Origin of the sequence: Peribacillus sp. CSMR9, from assembly GCF_033141925.1 — a bacterium.
Lineage (GTDB): Bacteria > Bacillota > Bacilli > Bacillales > DSM-1321 > Peribacillus > Peribacillus simplex_A.
Map to the genome: position 1 here is coordinate 1 of NZ_JAOPHO010000078.1, position 15,324 is coordinate 15,324.

Annotated in this window: 15 protein-coding genes and 2 pseudogenes; 5 read left to right on the forward strand and 12 right to left on the reverse strand. The window is 35.8% G+C overall.

The genetic code is table 11. From position 1 onward, the window contains the following. Positions 1 to 355: 355 nt before the first annotated feature. A pseudogene (gene ppsA / locus N9I19_RS21490) lies at positions 356 to 2,971 on the reverse strand (phosphoenolpyruvate synthase). Positions 2,972 to 3,436: 465 nt separating this feature from the next. Beyond that, positions 3,437 to 3,588, reverse strand: a pseudogene (locus N9I19_RS21495) (IS110 family transposase); the annotation flags it as partial. Between the two features lie 764 nt (positions 3,589 to 4,352). Here N9I19_RS21495 and N9I19_RS21500 point away from each other — a divergent pair. Then, positions 4,353 to 4,532, forward strand: coding sequence for a hypothetical protein (locus tag N9I19_RS21500; RefSeq protein WP_061462550.1), 180 nt, complete (start codon positions 4,353 to 4,355; stop codon positions 4,530 to 4,532). Between the two features lie 361 nt (positions 4,533 to 4,893). On the opposite strand, the gene N9I19_RS21505 is transcribed toward N9I19_RS21500, so the two are convergent. Next, a complete protein-coding gene (locus tag N9I19_RS21505; RefSeq protein ID WP_317778935.1) occupies positions 4,894 to 5,202 on the reverse strand; it encodes a DUF3139 domain-containing protein in 309 nt (102 codons plus the stop codon). Between the two features lie 61 nt (positions 5,203 to 5,263). Here N9I19_RS21505 and N9I19_RS21510 point away from each other — a divergent pair, with 61 nt between their 5' ends. Beyond that, positions 5,264 to 5,653: a hypothetical protein gene (locus N9I19_RS21510; RefSeq protein ID WP_317778936.1), complete on the forward strand. Its 390-nt coding sequence runs from the start codon at positions 5,264 to 5,266 to the stop codon at positions 5,651 to 5,653. Between the two features lie 690 nt (positions 5,654 to 6,343). Here N9I19_RS21510 and N9I19_RS21515 read toward each other — a convergent pair. From N9I19_RS21515 to N9I19_RS21545, 7 genes are all read right to left on the reverse strand, one after another. Then, positions 6,344 to 7,687 (reverse strand): FAD-binding oxidoreductase, encoded by a 1,344-nt coding sequence (locus tag N9I19_RS21515; RefSeq protein WP_061462546.1) that lies wholly within the window; start codon positions 7,685 to 7,687, stop codon positions 6,344 to 6,346. Positions 7,688 to 7,837: 150 nt separating this feature from the next. Continuing rightward, on the reverse strand, positions 7,838 to 7,975 hold the full coding sequence (locus N9I19_RS21520) for a hypothetical protein (RefSeq protein ID WP_167555975.1): 138 nt from the start codon (positions 7,973 to 7,975) through the stop codon (positions 7,838 to 7,840). Positions 7,976 to 8,102: 127 nt separating this feature from the next. Continuing rightward, the gene (locus N9I19_RS21525) at positions 8,103 to 8,279 is read right to left on the reverse strand and encodes a hypothetical protein (protein WP_176432087.1); all 177 of its coding nucleotides are present in this window, start codon (positions 8,277 to 8,279) and stop codon (positions 8,103 to 8,105) included. A gap of 31 nt (positions 8,280 to 8,310) precedes the next feature. Beyond that, a complete protein-coding gene (locus N9I19_RS21530; RefSeq protein WP_317778937.1) occupies positions 8,311 to 8,535 on the reverse strand; it encodes a hypothetical protein in 225 nt (74 codons plus the stop codon). 253 nt (positions 8,536 to 8,788) lie between these two features. Continuing rightward, entirely contained in the window at positions 8,789 to 9,019 is a 231-nt protein-coding gene (locus N9I19_RS21535; RefSeq protein ID WP_061462544.1) for a hypothetical protein, read from the reverse strand. A 26-nt stretch (positions 9,020 to 9,045) separates the two neighbouring features. Next, entirely contained in the window at positions 9,046 to 9,201 is a 156-nt protein-coding gene (locus N9I19_RS21540; protein WP_167555974.1) for a hypothetical protein, read from the reverse strand. Between the two features lie 277 nt (positions 9,202 to 9,478). Continuing rightward, positions 9,479 to 9,883: a DUF1259 domain-containing protein gene (locus N9I19_RS21545; protein ID WP_317778938.1), complete on the reverse strand. Its 405-nt coding sequence runs from the start codon at positions 9,881 to 9,883 to the stop codon at positions 9,479 to 9,481. Positions 9,884 to 11,561: 1,678 nt separating this feature from the next. Between N9I19_RS21545 and N9I19_RS21550 the strand changes: the two genes are divergently transcribed. Continuing rightward, on the forward strand, positions 11,562 to 11,843 hold the full coding sequence (locus tag N9I19_RS21550; RefSeq protein WP_089365021.1) for a hypothetical protein: 282 nt from the start codon (positions 11,562 to 11,564) through the stop codon (positions 11,841 to 11,843). Positions 11,844 to 12,626: 783 nt separating this feature from the next. Here N9I19_RS21550 and N9I19_RS21555 read toward each other — a convergent pair. Continuing rightward, the gene (locus N9I19_RS21555; RefSeq protein ID WP_176432085.1) at positions 12,627 to 12,866 is read right to left on the reverse strand and encodes a hypothetical protein; all 240 of its coding nucleotides are present in this window, start codon (positions 12,864 to 12,866) and stop codon (positions 12,627 to 12,629) included. A gap of 262 nt (positions 12,867 to 13,128) precedes the next feature. On the opposite strand from N9I19_RS21555, the gene N9I19_RS21560 reads away from it, so the two are divergent. Then, entirely contained in the window at positions 13,129 to 13,755 is a 627-nt protein-coding gene (locus N9I19_RS21560) for a hypothetical protein (RefSeq protein WP_061466032.1), read from the forward strand. A 497-nt stretch (positions 13,756 to 14,252) separates the two neighbouring features. Here N9I19_RS21560 and N9I19_RS25340 read toward each other — a convergent pair whose 3' ends face one another. Next, positions 14,253 to 14,486 carry a head fiber protein gene (locus tag N9I19_RS25340; RefSeq protein ID WP_411730741.1) on the reverse strand — a complete coding sequence of 78 codons (234 nt, stop codon included), beginning with the start codon at positions 14,484 to 14,486 and terminating at the stop codon, positions 14,253 to 14,255. Positions 14,487 to 14,764: 278 nt separating this feature from the next. Between N9I19_RS25340 and N9I19_RS21565 the strand changes: the two genes are divergently transcribed. Beyond that, the coding region (locus N9I19_RS21565; RefSeq protein WP_317778939.1) for a tyrosine-type recombinase/integrase at positions 14,765 to 15,324 on the forward strand (560 nt) is incomplete at its 3' end.

Here is a 15,324-nt window from a genome sequence, read left to right on the forward strand (position 1 = left end):
AGGCAAAAATTCAAAGGGAATCTCAAAAAGGGGTTCGGAATTTTTTAATTCCGAACCCCTTTTGTCTACAAACTGAGACCACTTATTGTGGTCTTCCTTTATTCCCTATGGAACTAACACTCCATTTAGTTTAAATTATAGCGTTCACAAAATTATATATATAAAGCCGATCTCCACATTTGGAAATTCGGCCATATTGATGTTTTGAGTGGCGTTGGATCGGTAACTATCATTTGTAAGTATGCACCACCGATAAAGTTGGCTTCAACTTTTGGTCCCAATGGTTAGATTGTAAGTCACCGCTCTGGTAACCACTGGTGCGGTACTACTGATTAAATCTGGAAGTATTCACCACTTATATTATTTCGATATACCCTTCTGTTCCATGCACGCGAATTCGTTGCCCGTCTCTTATTATCTTGGTGGCATTTTCCACCCCTACAACCGCTGGTAAGCCATATTCACGTGCGATAACTGCTCCATGGGTCATCAGTCCACCAACTTCGGTGACTAAGCCCTTTATGGATACAAACAATGGTGTCCAGCTAGGGTCAGTAAAGGAGGTGACCAATATATCTCCCTCTTCTAGATCAGCATCTTCCATGTTTAAGATGACACGCGCACGTCCCTCAATAACTCCGGAAGAAACAGGCAGACCTACAATAGCTTCGGCTGGGAGATTTTCTCGTTTGTACTCACCTACAATGATTTCACCATCAGACGTGATAACACGTGGTGGAGTTAGTTTTTCATAGAATTTGTACTCTTCTCTTCGTTTGCTGATGATCTGGTAATCCAATTTATTTGTGCGTATGACTTCATGAAGTTCTTCAAAAGTGAGGTAGTATATATCTTCTTTTTCACGAATGACTTTGGCTTGTACGAGCTGTTCGGCTTCTTTCATCAAAGCCTGCTTATAAACGAAGTAGCGATTAACCATGCCGTATTTTGGATATTCTCGATAACCGATGAAATTCCGGATTAGGCTGATCATTCGTTTGGTCTCTTCGGCTTTTCGTTTACCATCCGGTAGTTGTTTCAATCGATCTAATAACTCTTGTTCTTTTTTCAAAGCTTCCTGTTGCCCTTGCTCAAATTTCTGATTGCTGGCATTAGGCTCAAAGTTTTTGATATTACCAAGAATCACAGGGACAAGTGTAGTTGGTTTTTCGCTCCAACGAGTTTTAGTAATATCGATTTCTCCGGTACATCGCATTCCGTATTTGCTGAGATAATCATGGATAGCGTCTTGGGTTTCCTGTCCACCATCAAACTTAACCAGTTCATCCAAAAAGTTATCATCTTTTACATGTTGTAAATAATCAATTACTTCTGGATAAGGACGAATCACATCTGCGACATCCAATAGCGCCAGACCCATTTCCGAAGTAATATTGTTTGGTACAGACTGAGAAAGCGTATCTGCTGCGTTTTTTTCACCTAACCACTCGTTCATTTTTTCATTGATCCATGATGAAGCATCCATAGCAGCCATAAACACAGCTGAACTTTGTGGGTCAAATAAAATCTTCTTTAATTCTTGGATATCTTCCAGAATAAAATCAAATAAATCTGATCCTGATTTCGTTTGGATGTTTTGTTTTAACTCTTCTATCGATGTTTGACTGCTCTTAATCAAATCAGAAACGATGGTCGGGTCGTTTTCGATTTGTCCCCTAGAATCCGCAGACGACACACCTTTATTGCTTTTACCGGAACTCTGTTCTTGCCTATCATTTGGTAAAGATTTTATGAAATCTCCTCGCTCTATTATGGTAATGAGTGCGTCTTTCATGAGCGGATCGTGTTGTCCCATGCCATCTAATAACATTTTTCTGCTGCTAGGTGAAGCCAGCATATGTGTGACATCAACAAACAACCTTCCACCAGCTTTACGCATGGGTGCATTAGTCGTTAACAGGAAAAAAGACAATCCCAGTGGATTCATGGGATCGGTCATCATTTGTTGATGACCGACAGATACGTAAACGTGATTTTCTTGATCATTCGCTTCAGGGATCGGGTATAAAGTAGTGATTGGCCGACTCTGGACAATATAAAATGTATCATTAACCAAACCCCATTCGATATCTTGCGGGCAACCAAAATAAGCTTCGATCTGTCTTCCGATGCGTGCCAGTTGTAAAATTTGTTGTTCAGTAAGTGTTTGCGTCTTTTGCTGATCGGGATCGATCTGCTGGGTCTCTGTTCCGCCTTCTTCTAGTCCATAGATAGCCAATTTTTTGGTTGCGATCCTCTTATTGACGATCTCCCCTTCCTGTACTTGATAACAATCGGCAGATACCAAGCCAGAGACCAGTGCTTCTCCAAGTCCAAAACTGGCATCGATGGATAGCAGCTTTCGGTTGGAAGTAATCGGATCAGCGGTAAATAAAATCCCTGAAGCCTGTGGAAAAACCATCCTTTGAACGATAACGGATAAATAAACTTGACTGTGGTCAAATCCATTTTGCATACGGTAGATTACCGCGCGATCCGTAAACAGGGAAGCCCAACATTTGCTGATATGCTGCATGATGGCATCGACGCCGATAATATTTAAATAGGTGTCTTGTTGACCGGCAAAAGAGGCATGTGGTAGATCTTCAGCAGTCGCACTAGAACGCACTGCATAAGCATGTTCCTCGCCAAACTGGGAGAGATAGTGAGTAACTGCTTTCACAACATCGGAAGGAATTTCTACTTCCATAATGATTTGTCGAATCCTCCTGCTGATTTCACCAATTTGCTCTCGTTCTTCTACTTTTAACATTGTGAGTCGATCCAACAAAGCATGATACGTTTCGTTTTGTTCGATGGCTTCTTGATATCCCACTGTTGTAACACAAAATCCTTCTGGTACTTGTATTCCTTCAATTTTTTACAATTCCCCTAAATTTAACCCTTTTCCGCCAACGAGCAAAAGCTGTGTTTTTTCTATTTCCTGAAAACCGAGAGCCAAAGAACTCATTCTACATCTCTCCTAACCATTAATGTTCTATTGATTTTACCAGTAGTAAATGGGAATAAATAGTCTATATTGTCCATTTTTTATATGCTATAATTAAAATAGGAAGAGTACAAAAAAATACCATACAGTAAACTGATGCACCGGTTCATCCCCTCGAAGGCAGCTCATATACCTTTTAACCCACAATATGATTTAAAATCAACTTTTTTCCATTTAATCTGTTTATTTTCACAAAAGCACCTTATATTATATGGGATTTCAGCTCTTATTAAACTCCGTCAATTTGATACAAATATCTCTCGAATGCTCACTTGTTCGCAGGATTTCATAACCCTTGTAATTGGGTTTCCGGGTAATTGAAATGCGATCAGATCTTTTTGGCTTCGTGAAGGCATAGTTAAATAAAGGAGTCAGTTTTCACTCCACATTTGACCACATGATGCACATCTCCACGCCGTCCCTGGCACTTTTCGATTGAGTATTGTCACGATTCTCATTATTCCTTTTTACTAAGTGGGGATTCACAGTAACTACCTCGTGTTTTGTTTAACCAGCCATTTTGATAGGTTAATCCAGTAATGTCCTGTAGGTTCCATACCCACTATTATGGAATCTAAGTTTTTTAGTTTTTGTAAGTTTTAAATCCAATTGGGCAAATTCAAACCCAAAATCTTGGCGGTGGTGGAACTCGTGGTGTTAATCCAATGGGAGTTAGTTACAGGCAGCTCCAGAAATCAGTTGCACCCTGGATGATACCCATGGCACAGGGTTGCGCGCTGGAAAATCAATTCAAACAACAGCATATGTCTATGCTCACGTGTCAAAGAAACTCGAGGAAAAAGTGTGACCAATGCTTTGAAACTACTAATACATTTACATATATTGTTCGCATTCCCATAGGTGAACTTGTGTACGGAACAAATCTTCGACTTTCGTTTTTTTCAAAAAGATACATAAAGGCTTATTTAACAAGGTTTTCTATAACCTGTATACAAATTCTTTTTAGGTTATTTCACCTTTTTATTTTTATTTGGTGGTCAGAATGTGGTCATTTTTTCATAGCGAATTTATGTTAATATATGGATTGATTGCATTTTTAGAGAGGAGTGTTTTGAATGACAAAACGAAGTACTGGTGAGAGGTAAATTGCATAAGAAAAAATATTTTATTCTTTTACTGCCGGCATTGATTATAGGAATAATTTTAATAATATATCAATATCATCATTCAAATGAATTTAAACCTTATGTACTTTTAGTACCCTTGGTCTTCTGGCTGTTCTATTATAGTTGGATATATATTGAAAAGAGGCAAATGAAGAAGTAAGGACATAACTAACATGTGTCCATGAAACTATGCTAACTCCAGGAGGTATTTAGGGTTGAACATAAATATCAAGGTCCACTTACATTCAAGAGAAACTAATTTCTTGCAGAGTGGAAGCTCCCCTATCTTAGACTCAGACTTTAAAAAAGATCCAGATTGGACAGCTGCCGTTGCCGCATATGAATGGATTCAGCAGATTAAAAAAGCTACGCAGCTAGTGAGGATTTCCGAATAGATCAGGTGCTTTATAATGAAGATATTGATATTACGGAGTTAGTTAAGAAGGTTAGACCTAAAATTTAAGACCTTTTTAAAACAAAAACATGCCTCTCTCAAAAAAACGAGAAGGGCTTTTCCTTATCGATGAAATAACAACAAGAACCTTTTAACTTACTTTTCTAATTGTTATATAGATACTTAGAATTAGTATTATGGAAGTTAAACTACATTCTAATGCTGTATGGAAAAACTTAAGATGTGAAAAGAGACAATGTTTTACAAATCATTCTGTAGGCAGAATCTTCAAATGAAAAATTGCATCCTCCAATTGTTAGTTAATGCCTTACAATTGGAGGATGCAATATGGATTCCTTTATCTATTTCACACGGAAGACTTCCTTTTTTTCTTTGTCTCTTATATATGAATATTCAACCTTTTCATTAGGTCTATCTTTGAAAATAACATATGCACTGTAAGCATTCTTTGGTTTCTCTAACCAACTGTAATAAGGTTCAATAGATATTATGTCTTCATCCTTATTTCCTTCAGTATTAACTACATAATTATATACGGCTTTCTCTGTTTCTTTCAATACAGTTTTATCACCCTTTAGGGAGTTATAAATAAAAATTCCTCCCAAGACTAAAATTACAATTATCACAAAAAAATATATTTTTTCCCTCATTTTTTTCCTAAATCCTTTCTTTTTGTTTATTATATTACAGTAACATCATGAATTACAATAAATGGAAGATATGGTTTTTAGTAAATTTAAGTTTTTTATAGTTTCAATGTTTTCGATATTATTTGTATTATCTTTCTTTCATCAATCTGCTTCCGCTTCTGATGAAAATTTCATATTATCACTGGAGGAGTTTCAGTCATTACAAAATACTGAGGTAATGGATAATGATTTGACGTACGAAGAATATTCCGAATTATTATCTGAAGAAAATTCCCAACAAGAAACTCTTATTAAAGACGAAGTAGATATTTTAACTCCAGACTCTGACATTGAAGAATTAGAGGATTATGGATTAACTACGACTAAAGATAATAAAGCCTTAACTTCTATAGAAGATAATATATTGGAAGGCAATATTGTTTCTAACATGACCCAAACAAGCCCACTGTAAAGAACAACATTCGCAACAGCAGCAACATCATCTACTTATTAATATCCTGGTTCTAAAATAAAAACGAAAGCTGGTGATCTATTAATCACTAATAGCTCATCAAATAGTGGTTTTGTGGGTAATGCAGGGATTGTAGTTTCAAGCACAAACTTTGTTTCTATTAAAAATGAAAAATTTCATCCTAAAAATCTTAGTCTTAGTACTTAGTTTAAATGGTATGATAATACAAAAATAATTCGAATTAATGATTCCGATAAAGCAAAAAAAGCAGCAAATTGGGCGATCAAATATGCAAAAGACTATCCGAATGCTAATAAACTTACAGGATTTGATTCAACATATGGATAAAAGAGATGGCTCTAAGCCAAAAACGAAATATGAGACAGTCTCCTTTTATATTCCTTTTCATAAAAACCACCCTAATTGTAGTGAACTCAAAAAGTTAGACACTTTATTTAATTAGGCAGCCTTGAGGGCATGAACCCGGTAATCTACTGGGCTCATGCCTTTTAATTTCACCTTTCCCAATATCTCACCTCCTTTTTAAAAAGGCTTTGTTATTCCATAAATGCTGATTTCCGAATAAAAAGAGAACAAAAACTGCACCTCATTTGTTAGATGGTGTCTAACAAATGAGGTGCAGTTCAAGACGCAGGGATTTTATCTTGTTTTACACAACGAATAAACTATTTAAAAAGATGGTGGTATGCTCTGTGGAAAATGAAATAAATTTTTGGGATCATATTTCGCCTTTACTTTTTGAAGCCTTGCAAAGTTTGAGCCGTAATATGCTTCTCCAAAATTTTCAATATTTTGGTCTGGAACATTAACATATGAACCGGTTACATATGGTTTTATCAGCTGACGTACTCTTTCAACTGATGCAAGATTCATAGCTTCTTGTGATTTATTTTCCCAACTAGCAGTCCATTCCACATAAAACAATGGATCACGCCAAAAGAAGGCTGTTTTGTTGCTAGGTACCCTGCTTAAAGCACCACCCCAATTTATAAAAAAGAAATTGGATTCTGTCCCAGTGGCTTCTTCCAAAAATTGTCTCATGATGAAAATAGGTCTTTCCGTCCAAAGATTAAGTCCCCAAGCCGAGGAGAATTTAACATTCTGATCAGATCTACCAGGGATTGGTTCATCAGGGTCTAAGAAATCTATAGCGTCTGGATAGGATAATGTTTCTATAACTATTTGTGTTGGTGTTCCAACATTTGTTAAAGGTTCCAATAATTTAATCAGCTCATTTTTTGAACCCTGGAAAATTCCTTCTGCATGACACAAACCATTTACTTTGCTGAAAATCTCAAGTATGCACCCTAATCGTTCGTCAACAAACGGCGCCCATTTTTGCCAAGCTTTAAATACCGTTTCCAATTGTTCCCACGGCCAAATGATATTGAAGACGGTTGCAGTTTTAGGGGCACGACGAACTTTAAACGTGTATTCGGTATTATATCCAAAATTACCTCCTCCTCCGCCTCTAGAAGCCCAAAATAAATCCTTATTTAAGTCCTTATTTGCTTGAATAATCCTGCCTTTTGCATCCACCGTTTTCAGTGCGAGGAGGTTATCACTTATAAGACCAATCGATCGTGAGAGCACTCCAAATCCACCGCCCATCGTAATTCCTCCGATGCCAACGGTTGGACTGTCTCCAAACGGAGCCATAAAACCTTTTCGAGCTAATCCTTTTACAAGCGGGCCTACGTGAATTCCTGTTTGGACGGTTGCAATTGCCTTTTTTTTATTTAAGTGAACTTTTTGCATGTCACTTACATCAATAACAATTCCTCCCTTTACTACTGAGAGGTTCTTATCAAGAGCATGTCGACCACTTCTAACACGCACGGGTACATTATTCTTACGAGCCCATTTAATGGCATTACTTACATCGAGGGTATTTTGTGCAAAAACAAAGACAAGAGGCAAAGTATCAACATAAGGGTTCCAATTCTTAATGGCTTCTTTATAGCCAGGGTCTCCTTTGAAAATTACTCGTCCTGTTAACTCTCTAGATCCCATGTATTCCACTCCCATTACATAATTTTGAAGATTATAAATTGTATGAATTGAGAGTTAATACTATGAAGAAAAATTCAGAGATTGGAATTTCCTTCTTCCACTAACCTGCCCCGTTTGTGCCATAAGAGAAAACTGTTAGTTAAAGAACATTTATTTCTTATCTCTAATTTCTTCTAAAATTTCTATTACACGATTGTTTTGTTTTTCTATATTCTTTAATCTTTTTTCAATAATACTTGAAGAAAAAAATACAATAAGTATAAGAGCTATCCCAACAAATAATTCCATATTTCTCCTCCGATGAATTCAGTTTATGTTTAAGAGTATAATTTCTTTAGTTTTCCAGATCCATTATGCAACTAACCTACCCCGAAAGTTCAACAAGATAATTAACAACATCCTTTTACAGAGCCTATTAATATTCTATATCACCCACTAAAAAGTCCACATCATCAACTAGTATTTGATCAGCTTGCCACAGAGCGCAGACAAAAGCTGAAAATCCATCTGTCTTTCTTCTAACTTCATCTTTTTTGACAAAGTCTTTACTTCCATCATTTTTAACTTTTACAACAATGTTATTTGTGTTCACCTCATGGATTATCTCCAAAAATAATACGTTTTTAGGCAAACTGGATTTCAATTCTAGGAGCAAGTTTTGCATAGATTGCATGAGGGTTTTGTATATATAAAACTTTGAACCCCGCTTCTTCTAATGCTTGTTTTACAATATCCAGACGGAACGTATCTCCAACAATAGTATTTAGCCCGTATTTCTCTCTCATTTCACAAAAGTAATTGACCATATAACTGATATCAATAACGGGTTCATCCAATAATGTAATCAACCCATCCTCTTCCCACTCAAATATTGGAGGTTTTAATTTTGCTTCTTTGATAAAATCACGTCTTGCAAACTGATGGCTTTCCCATATATAATTTTCACCATCCTTAAATAAAACACCGCATGCTGTAAAGTCTTTTATGAATGAGAAATCAATTGCACCTAAACATGTTTTATTTTCTAGTCGATCATATGGAATAGGCTTATTAGTCGCTTGGATATCTTCCCAGGATTGCTACCTTAACCATATTATCTTCTTAAGGAAGATTCATCCTTTTGGCCGTGAATTCAGGTAGTCCGGATGGGTCACCTTCCAGATCCAAATATTCATCCATAATTGTGTCGAACAGTTCTTCAGCATATGGGCTCCTTGGCTGACTAAACATAGGATTTGCCATGAAAGCAACATTAATTAATTTAGAGGCCTGGTTAAATAAATCTAAAGTCCTAACTCTTCGAATCTTTAGGAACTCACCTTTCTTACCCAAAATAAAAACACCGCGGGAAACGGTGTTTAACTAGGATCGTTCTCATCAAAAGACAAAGTAGTTACTTCCGTGTAATCGCCTTTGTCAATCTCTTCTTTAGTAGCATCTCTTTTCAATTCATCTTCTGTATTAATTCCTTCTGCAATTGTAGGTTCAACAGATGAGCGATTTTCTTTTTTCATTAGCACACTCCTTTCAAAGTTATAGTGCCCAGGCATTATTCATTCACTCCTCCATCAGTAAAAAGTTATATGATCTATTACAACCATTATCGAGGACAATGGAACCTAAAAAGGATGCCGCCTGAAAAATACAGACAGCATCTCCTTCAAGTTGCCTAGCTTTTTTTAAAATGTCCTTTATAAAGGGCACACTTCAAACGGTCTTTTGAATCTAGAACGAAACACCTGTTGCATAAGACATTAACTTATATCATCTACTGATTAAATTTTTTTCAACTTAATCTCTTAAGACTTTGAATGCTTCTCGAATTTTCCGAGCAAATTCCAGTGGTGGTTCGATTGATTCAAAATGCATATACATGGCTCTAGGATTTTCAAACAACCAGTGATTATGAACTGCTGTTACAATAATATCCCTTTTTCTTAATTCTGTTAACAATGGATTTACCTCTTCTTGGAGTAGTACTGTTTCCCCTAGATTTAGTGCATTTCCTTTACTATCTAAATTCTCAAAGCTGAAAAATTGAGGGTTTACTAACGGTGAATTAGTTCTCCTTCCAAGTATTCTAAAGGGGATGTCTCTAAATCTTTGAACTAAACATACTCCATTAATTAAACTTGCATCACCGTCAAGAATCCTTGCAAATTCACTACATAACTCCCTTTTCGAGTCCCTCCCCATAATATTCTTCTCCTTATAATAAAACCATTTGTTTTTTAGAACATGGTATTATGGTATGCTGGTGAATTATTTAAGATTGGGCAAATTTAAACCAAAAAATATAGGCGATGGCGGAACTCGTGGTGTTAATCCAATGGGGGTAGTTACAGGCTGCTCCAGAAATTAGTTGCGCCCTGAATGCTACCCATGACACAGGGTTGCGCGCTACAAAATCAATTCAAACAACAGCAGCTGTCTATGCTCACGGTCAAAGAAAACTCGAAGAAAAAAGTGTTGATGGATATTCAAAATATATGGATTATGCCTCAACATAGTATGACAAGTGGTCAATCAATTTGTTCACTCTCATATCATTAAAATAAAAAAAAGCCTTGGTAACTGAGAAACTCAGTAATACCAAGGCTTTGAAAATATTAATACATTGACATATATTGTTCGCGTTCCCATGGGTGAACTTGTGTGCGGAACATATCTTCGACTTTCGTTTTTTTTTAGATAGATACATAAAGGCTTATTTAACAGGGTTTTCTATAACCTGTATGCAAATTTCTTTTAGGTTATTTCACCTTTTTACTTTTAGTTGGTGGTCAGAATAAAACAGTTGAAGAACTTTGGACGATTAGTAAAATAGAAAGCCCACCTGACTATAGTAGATCGAATTAGGAATACAGCTTAAGATTTGACTTTTTTTTATGTTCAAAAAATTCAATCAATTCAATATAATGTCTAGTGTATTTGTTATGTACAGATATATAGAGTACCTTCCCTAACAGGAATATATGTTATATTTACCATTAATCTCATTTCTTAATTATGGGTTATATGGAATTAATAGTGATTTTCAAAAGAAATCAAAAGACCATTTTTTACGAAAAAGATAATAATTCATACTTATGAAATACATAGAAGGAGAGATTTTGTGTTCAAGTTTGTAAAAATATTTTTTGTTGTACTTCTTTATTGGTATGTTGTCCGGTACCAAAAAAGTTACCCGGCGGATTTTGTATTTTATTTGGCCAGTATATTGTTTTTTTTATCAATTATTTTTAGTTTGTTTTATAAAAATAAGCATAGGGTGAACATTTTCTTAATCAGTGCACTATCAAGCCTTTCAATGATTTTTGCACTATACGCTCATTTTTTAATTGGAATTCTAACATTTTTCACTTTTTCTTTAATTCTATTTTTTTACTGTTATGTATTTATTTCCTTTAAAATAGATCAATAGTATTTTAGTCTAAGACACATTACCTAACTAAATAAACATAAAAAGGGATATTTTAAAAAAAAGATGAAAATAACATTAATTTTAATGAGCTTTATCCTACTTTTAGGAAGTCTAGCATTCTTTATTCCGAGTAACACAGCATTAGCAATCTCTGTTCAACAATTATACCTGAAGATGATATGGAGATTATTACGGATACTGAAGAAAAATCTGAGTACATATTGACAATCTTGGGTGTTCAAACACGGTATATAGAAACAACGGAAACAATTACACACAAAAGTTTATAATGAAGACAACCATGAACTTATACAAGACTTTTCAACAACTCTTACTAACGATAAAATAGTAGATCAAGATGTAATTCTTTTCGAAGAAATACCAGAACCTGAAACACAGGAAGAAGTCAGTGGTTTTTATCCATTTACTTCTACAAGTGGTAACAAATCAATGATTACAGTATTGAACATTAGTTACACTAAGAATTTCACTACTGGTATAGGTACTGCTCGTTATCTAAAGGAACCAAATAAAACTGCTAAATTAGCGAGTTCTAAACCTTTTAACACATATGCAAATAATGTGGATTCTATTAGAGGTACTGAGAATGGAACCAGGGTTGGTTGGATTATTTCTGCATTTAGTGGTAGTTCATTAGTAGCAGGGAAAGTAATTTCTTGGGCAACAGCGAAAAAAGTATTGGCAAATTGCAGGACCAGTGGCTGTCGTTAGTAATACTTGGGCATTATCTCACTGTTTCTATTATAATAAACTTGAAAAAAGTTGGTCGACTTTAAAAAATAAAAAAAACCGACTGTTGTTTGTGAACTGTATGATCAAAAGTAGACAGCTTAATTAAAGATTCAAGGCTGCTATAAGATGACTTCGGCAATGTAATCCGGGGTCATCTTTTTTTAAGCTCCGATTAATTATTTCCTCATAATAGTCCTTAATTACCGTAGCATCATGAAAGGCATTATGTTTCACTCCATCTCTTCCAGCAAGTCTTCACGAATAATATCAGTATCAATTCCCTTTACCTTAAACAAGGTACAAATATCAAATCCATCCCTTCACTAATGAGAAGGGATTATCCTTACAGGTGTGAGATACTTTACGGTTTCAATTTCACCTTCCTTCACTTCTTTTACCAATTCGATGATGTTACGTTTTAAATTTGCCATTTCAAAACATCCCTTCATTTTTTAAGTTAGTCTTTGATAAACATGATGTTGTTTTTGAACAAATAAAAAAAACACTTATTATTGTGGACTTCTTTAGTGCACACAATGGAACTAAAGCACCCGGTATGAAGAAGGTTTTTAACCTCTCCCTCATTTTTCCAATTTCTTCAATCATTAATTTCGGATAACTCTATAGGTCAAAGCTTTCTGAGTCTACATCAGAATTGATTTGTAAAACAGCAAACCGCCTATATTTAGTAGAGATAAGCTCTTTAAAAACTAAAATACATAAACTATGAAGAATAAATAAAAAAGAAGGTGAATTTAATGCCTAATGGACAATCACATTCCTCATTTGTACCTTGGGAACAGTGGCATCAGCACCATCCTCACAATACTTGGGAACAGTGGCATCAACAACATCCTTACGTACCTTGGCAGCAGTGGCATCAGCACTATCCTCATGGTTCTTGGCAACAGTGGCACCAACAACATCCTTACGTACCTTGGCAACAGTGGCATCAGCACCATCCTCATGGTTCTTGGCAACAGTGGCACCAAATGTATCCAAATAGAGCGTGGTAAATTAGGTGAAATCTCGAGGTGAATCAAAACAAAAGGGAAAAAGAAAGAACCAAAAGATAAAATACTAGCCTTAAAGGCTAAAAGGTTGCCATCAAGGCAACTATGTCCAAGCTAGCTTATTCCTTTTCTAAATAGTATTAAAAAAAGGAGATGAGAAAGTGAGTAAAAATAAGGATAGCTCTTCACGCAAGGATGAAGTGAAAGTGAGCAAAAAAAAGGATAGCTCTTCACGCAAGGATGAAGTGAAAGTGAGTAAAAATGAGCATAGCTCTTTACGCAAAGATGAAGCAAAAATAGGATCGGCACACCAAGAGTGTATTGACCGTGCTTATCGTATTCCCATATTTTTAAGTACGACAACTCATTTAAATGATAACCAACAACAGTTTCTAAACCGTCTAATTTTTGAGATTGAGAATGCTTTGCTTTTTCCACGTACATTACCTTTAAGCGAAAGTTATCCCGAATCCATTTTAACCGATATTCGTCGGTTAGTTTCATCAAGCTATGGAATGTTGGCAGTAAACCTCCGTCGTTTTCAAATTAAGACAGTTGGCGTCAATGAGGGACCCCTTCCACCATCCACTCCGTTCTGGGAAGGATCAGTTTATTCACAAGTAGAACCTTCAATGGCTTTTCAATTTGGTCTACCCTTATTATTAGTAAGGGAAGAAGATACTGACGCAAATAATGGAATTTGGGCAGGAGGAATTGCCCCACTCAACCTATTTATAGTTTGGCATTCTGAAACTCAAACTGTAGATCAATTCTTTAGCACTCCTGAATGGAGATCAGCCTTTGCAAATTGGAGTGCACAAGTAAGAAATGCTTTTTATATTCAGACAGAGCCTAAGTTCAAGTACAGTTGTGAATGATAATCTGATACTTTTGCATCAAGTCGAAAATATACAAGGTTTTGTTCACCTTTATATATTTTCGACTTATTCACATAAAAAACAAATATTTTCATTTGGTTACCAATTACAAAATTGAACCCAAAAACAAAAAGATTTACTTCATTAAAAAAACAGCCTTTAATGAAAGTAATTCACCAGTTGAAAGAAGTGTCAAGGACAGTGAATTGTTTCTTTAAAACCTTCACTAAAAGTAAAAATTAAGATAAAGCAGGAATATTCCTGCTCTTTATCCTTCTAGTTTCTCTACTCTCGCTACTAATTCGTTCCACTGTTCTTCCGTCGGGAATCCATCAGCACCCTTGTCGCCTTTTGAACCTTGCGGACCCGGAACACCTTCTCCTCCGCCTTTTACATTCCGGACATAACTAACAACTTCCCCGGCTTTTGCCGCATTTATAGAATATTCGATGATAGCCGGTGCATTTTCTCCAAGAGCTTCAACGATTTTCCCATCTTCACCAGTCAGTCCCTACTTGAACACCAGCCTGAATGTCTGCTCCCGCTTCGACCTTCCACGTTTCTCTATTCTTAATGGTCACATAGACCTCTTCACCTTCTGTGATTGCTCTTGTAGCTAAAAAGTCAGGGACTTCGCCTTCATGGGCTAAACGAATATTTATTTCATTTTCTTTTTCTTTGACTGCTAATACTACTAATCTGTTGACCTGGATATCTTCAATTATTAACAGCCTTTAAAGGTTGTCATTATTCCTTACCAAATAAAATATTTTTATCCTGAATCGGTACTTTGTCAAATGAGTTGATACTGTTACATTTCCACCTGAAATAGTAATTTCAGCTGTACCATTATCCCCGATATTGATAAAATGTTCGGTCCACATAAAACTGAAACATCTTATAGAAAAGTTTTAATCGATGAAAGTCTTGCTTCTGTTAACGCGTCATGTCATTAAGCAAAAGGAAATAAAACTGAAATTGGCAGAAAGGTATCATAGAGAAACTAATCTTGTTTTCGAACGCGGAAATGGTCTCCCCTATCCAAAATCCACCTTACACAGTGCCTTTATTCGCATTTATTTGTAGAAAAGCAGGAATTAAAAAACATATAACCATTCACGGTTTACGACCTACCCACGCTGTTTTACTTCTAGAATCTGGAGCCATTTTAAAAGATGTACAGGACCGCTTAGGACATAAATCAATTCAAACAACAGCAGATGTCAATGCTCACGTATCAAAGAAACTCGAAGAAAAAAGTGTTGATGGATATTCTAACTATATGGATTATGCTCATATGAAGAGAAAAAAGGATATGATGCAAAAAGCTAAGGCCATTATTATTCAATCTGTGAAAGATGAAAGGTCCGGCAAGGCCCCTGTGAAAGAGTCCAAGAATTGTTCGGCCATTAAAACAACTTCTTCTTTCTTAAAACAAAATATTAAAAACAATAAACGTAAAGCCGTGGCTCAATTCTCTCATTTGGATAATTCTCTAGATAACTCTATCAAACAAGTGAATTTCGTAGCCCACCGGGTTCCAGATGTATTTAGTAACCTAGTAGGCTC

Bases quoted from the DNA above. Each gene is read 5' to 3' on its own strand.
- N9I19_RS21505 (WP_317778935.1), bottom strand. From the start codon at position 5,202: ATGAGGGAAAAAATATATTTTTTTGTGATAATTGTAATTTTAGTCTTG.
- N9I19_RS21510 (WP_317778936.1), top strand. From the start codon at position 5,264: ATGGAAGATATGGTTTTTAGTAAATTTAAGTTTTTTATAGTTTCAATG.
- N9I19_RS21515 (WP_061462546.1), bottom strand. From the start codon at position 7,687: ATGGGATCTAGAGAGTTAACAGGACGAGTAATTTTCAAAGGAGACCCT.
- N9I19_RS21520 (WP_167555975.1), bottom strand. From the start codon at position 7,975: ATGGAATTATTTGTTGGGATAGCTCTTATACTTATTGTATTTTTTTCT.
- N9I19_RS21540 (WP_167555974.1), bottom strand. From the start codon at position 9,201: ATGAAAAAAGAAAATCGCTCATCTGTTGAACCTACAATTGCAGAAGGA.
- N9I19_RS21545 (WP_317778938.1), bottom strand. From the start codon at position 9,883: ATGGGGAGGGACTCGAAAAGGGAGTTATGTAGTGAATTTGCAAGGATT.
- N9I19_RS21550 (WP_089365021.1), top strand. From the start codon at position 11,562: ATGATTACAGTATTGAACATTAGTTACACTAAGAATTTCACTACTGGT.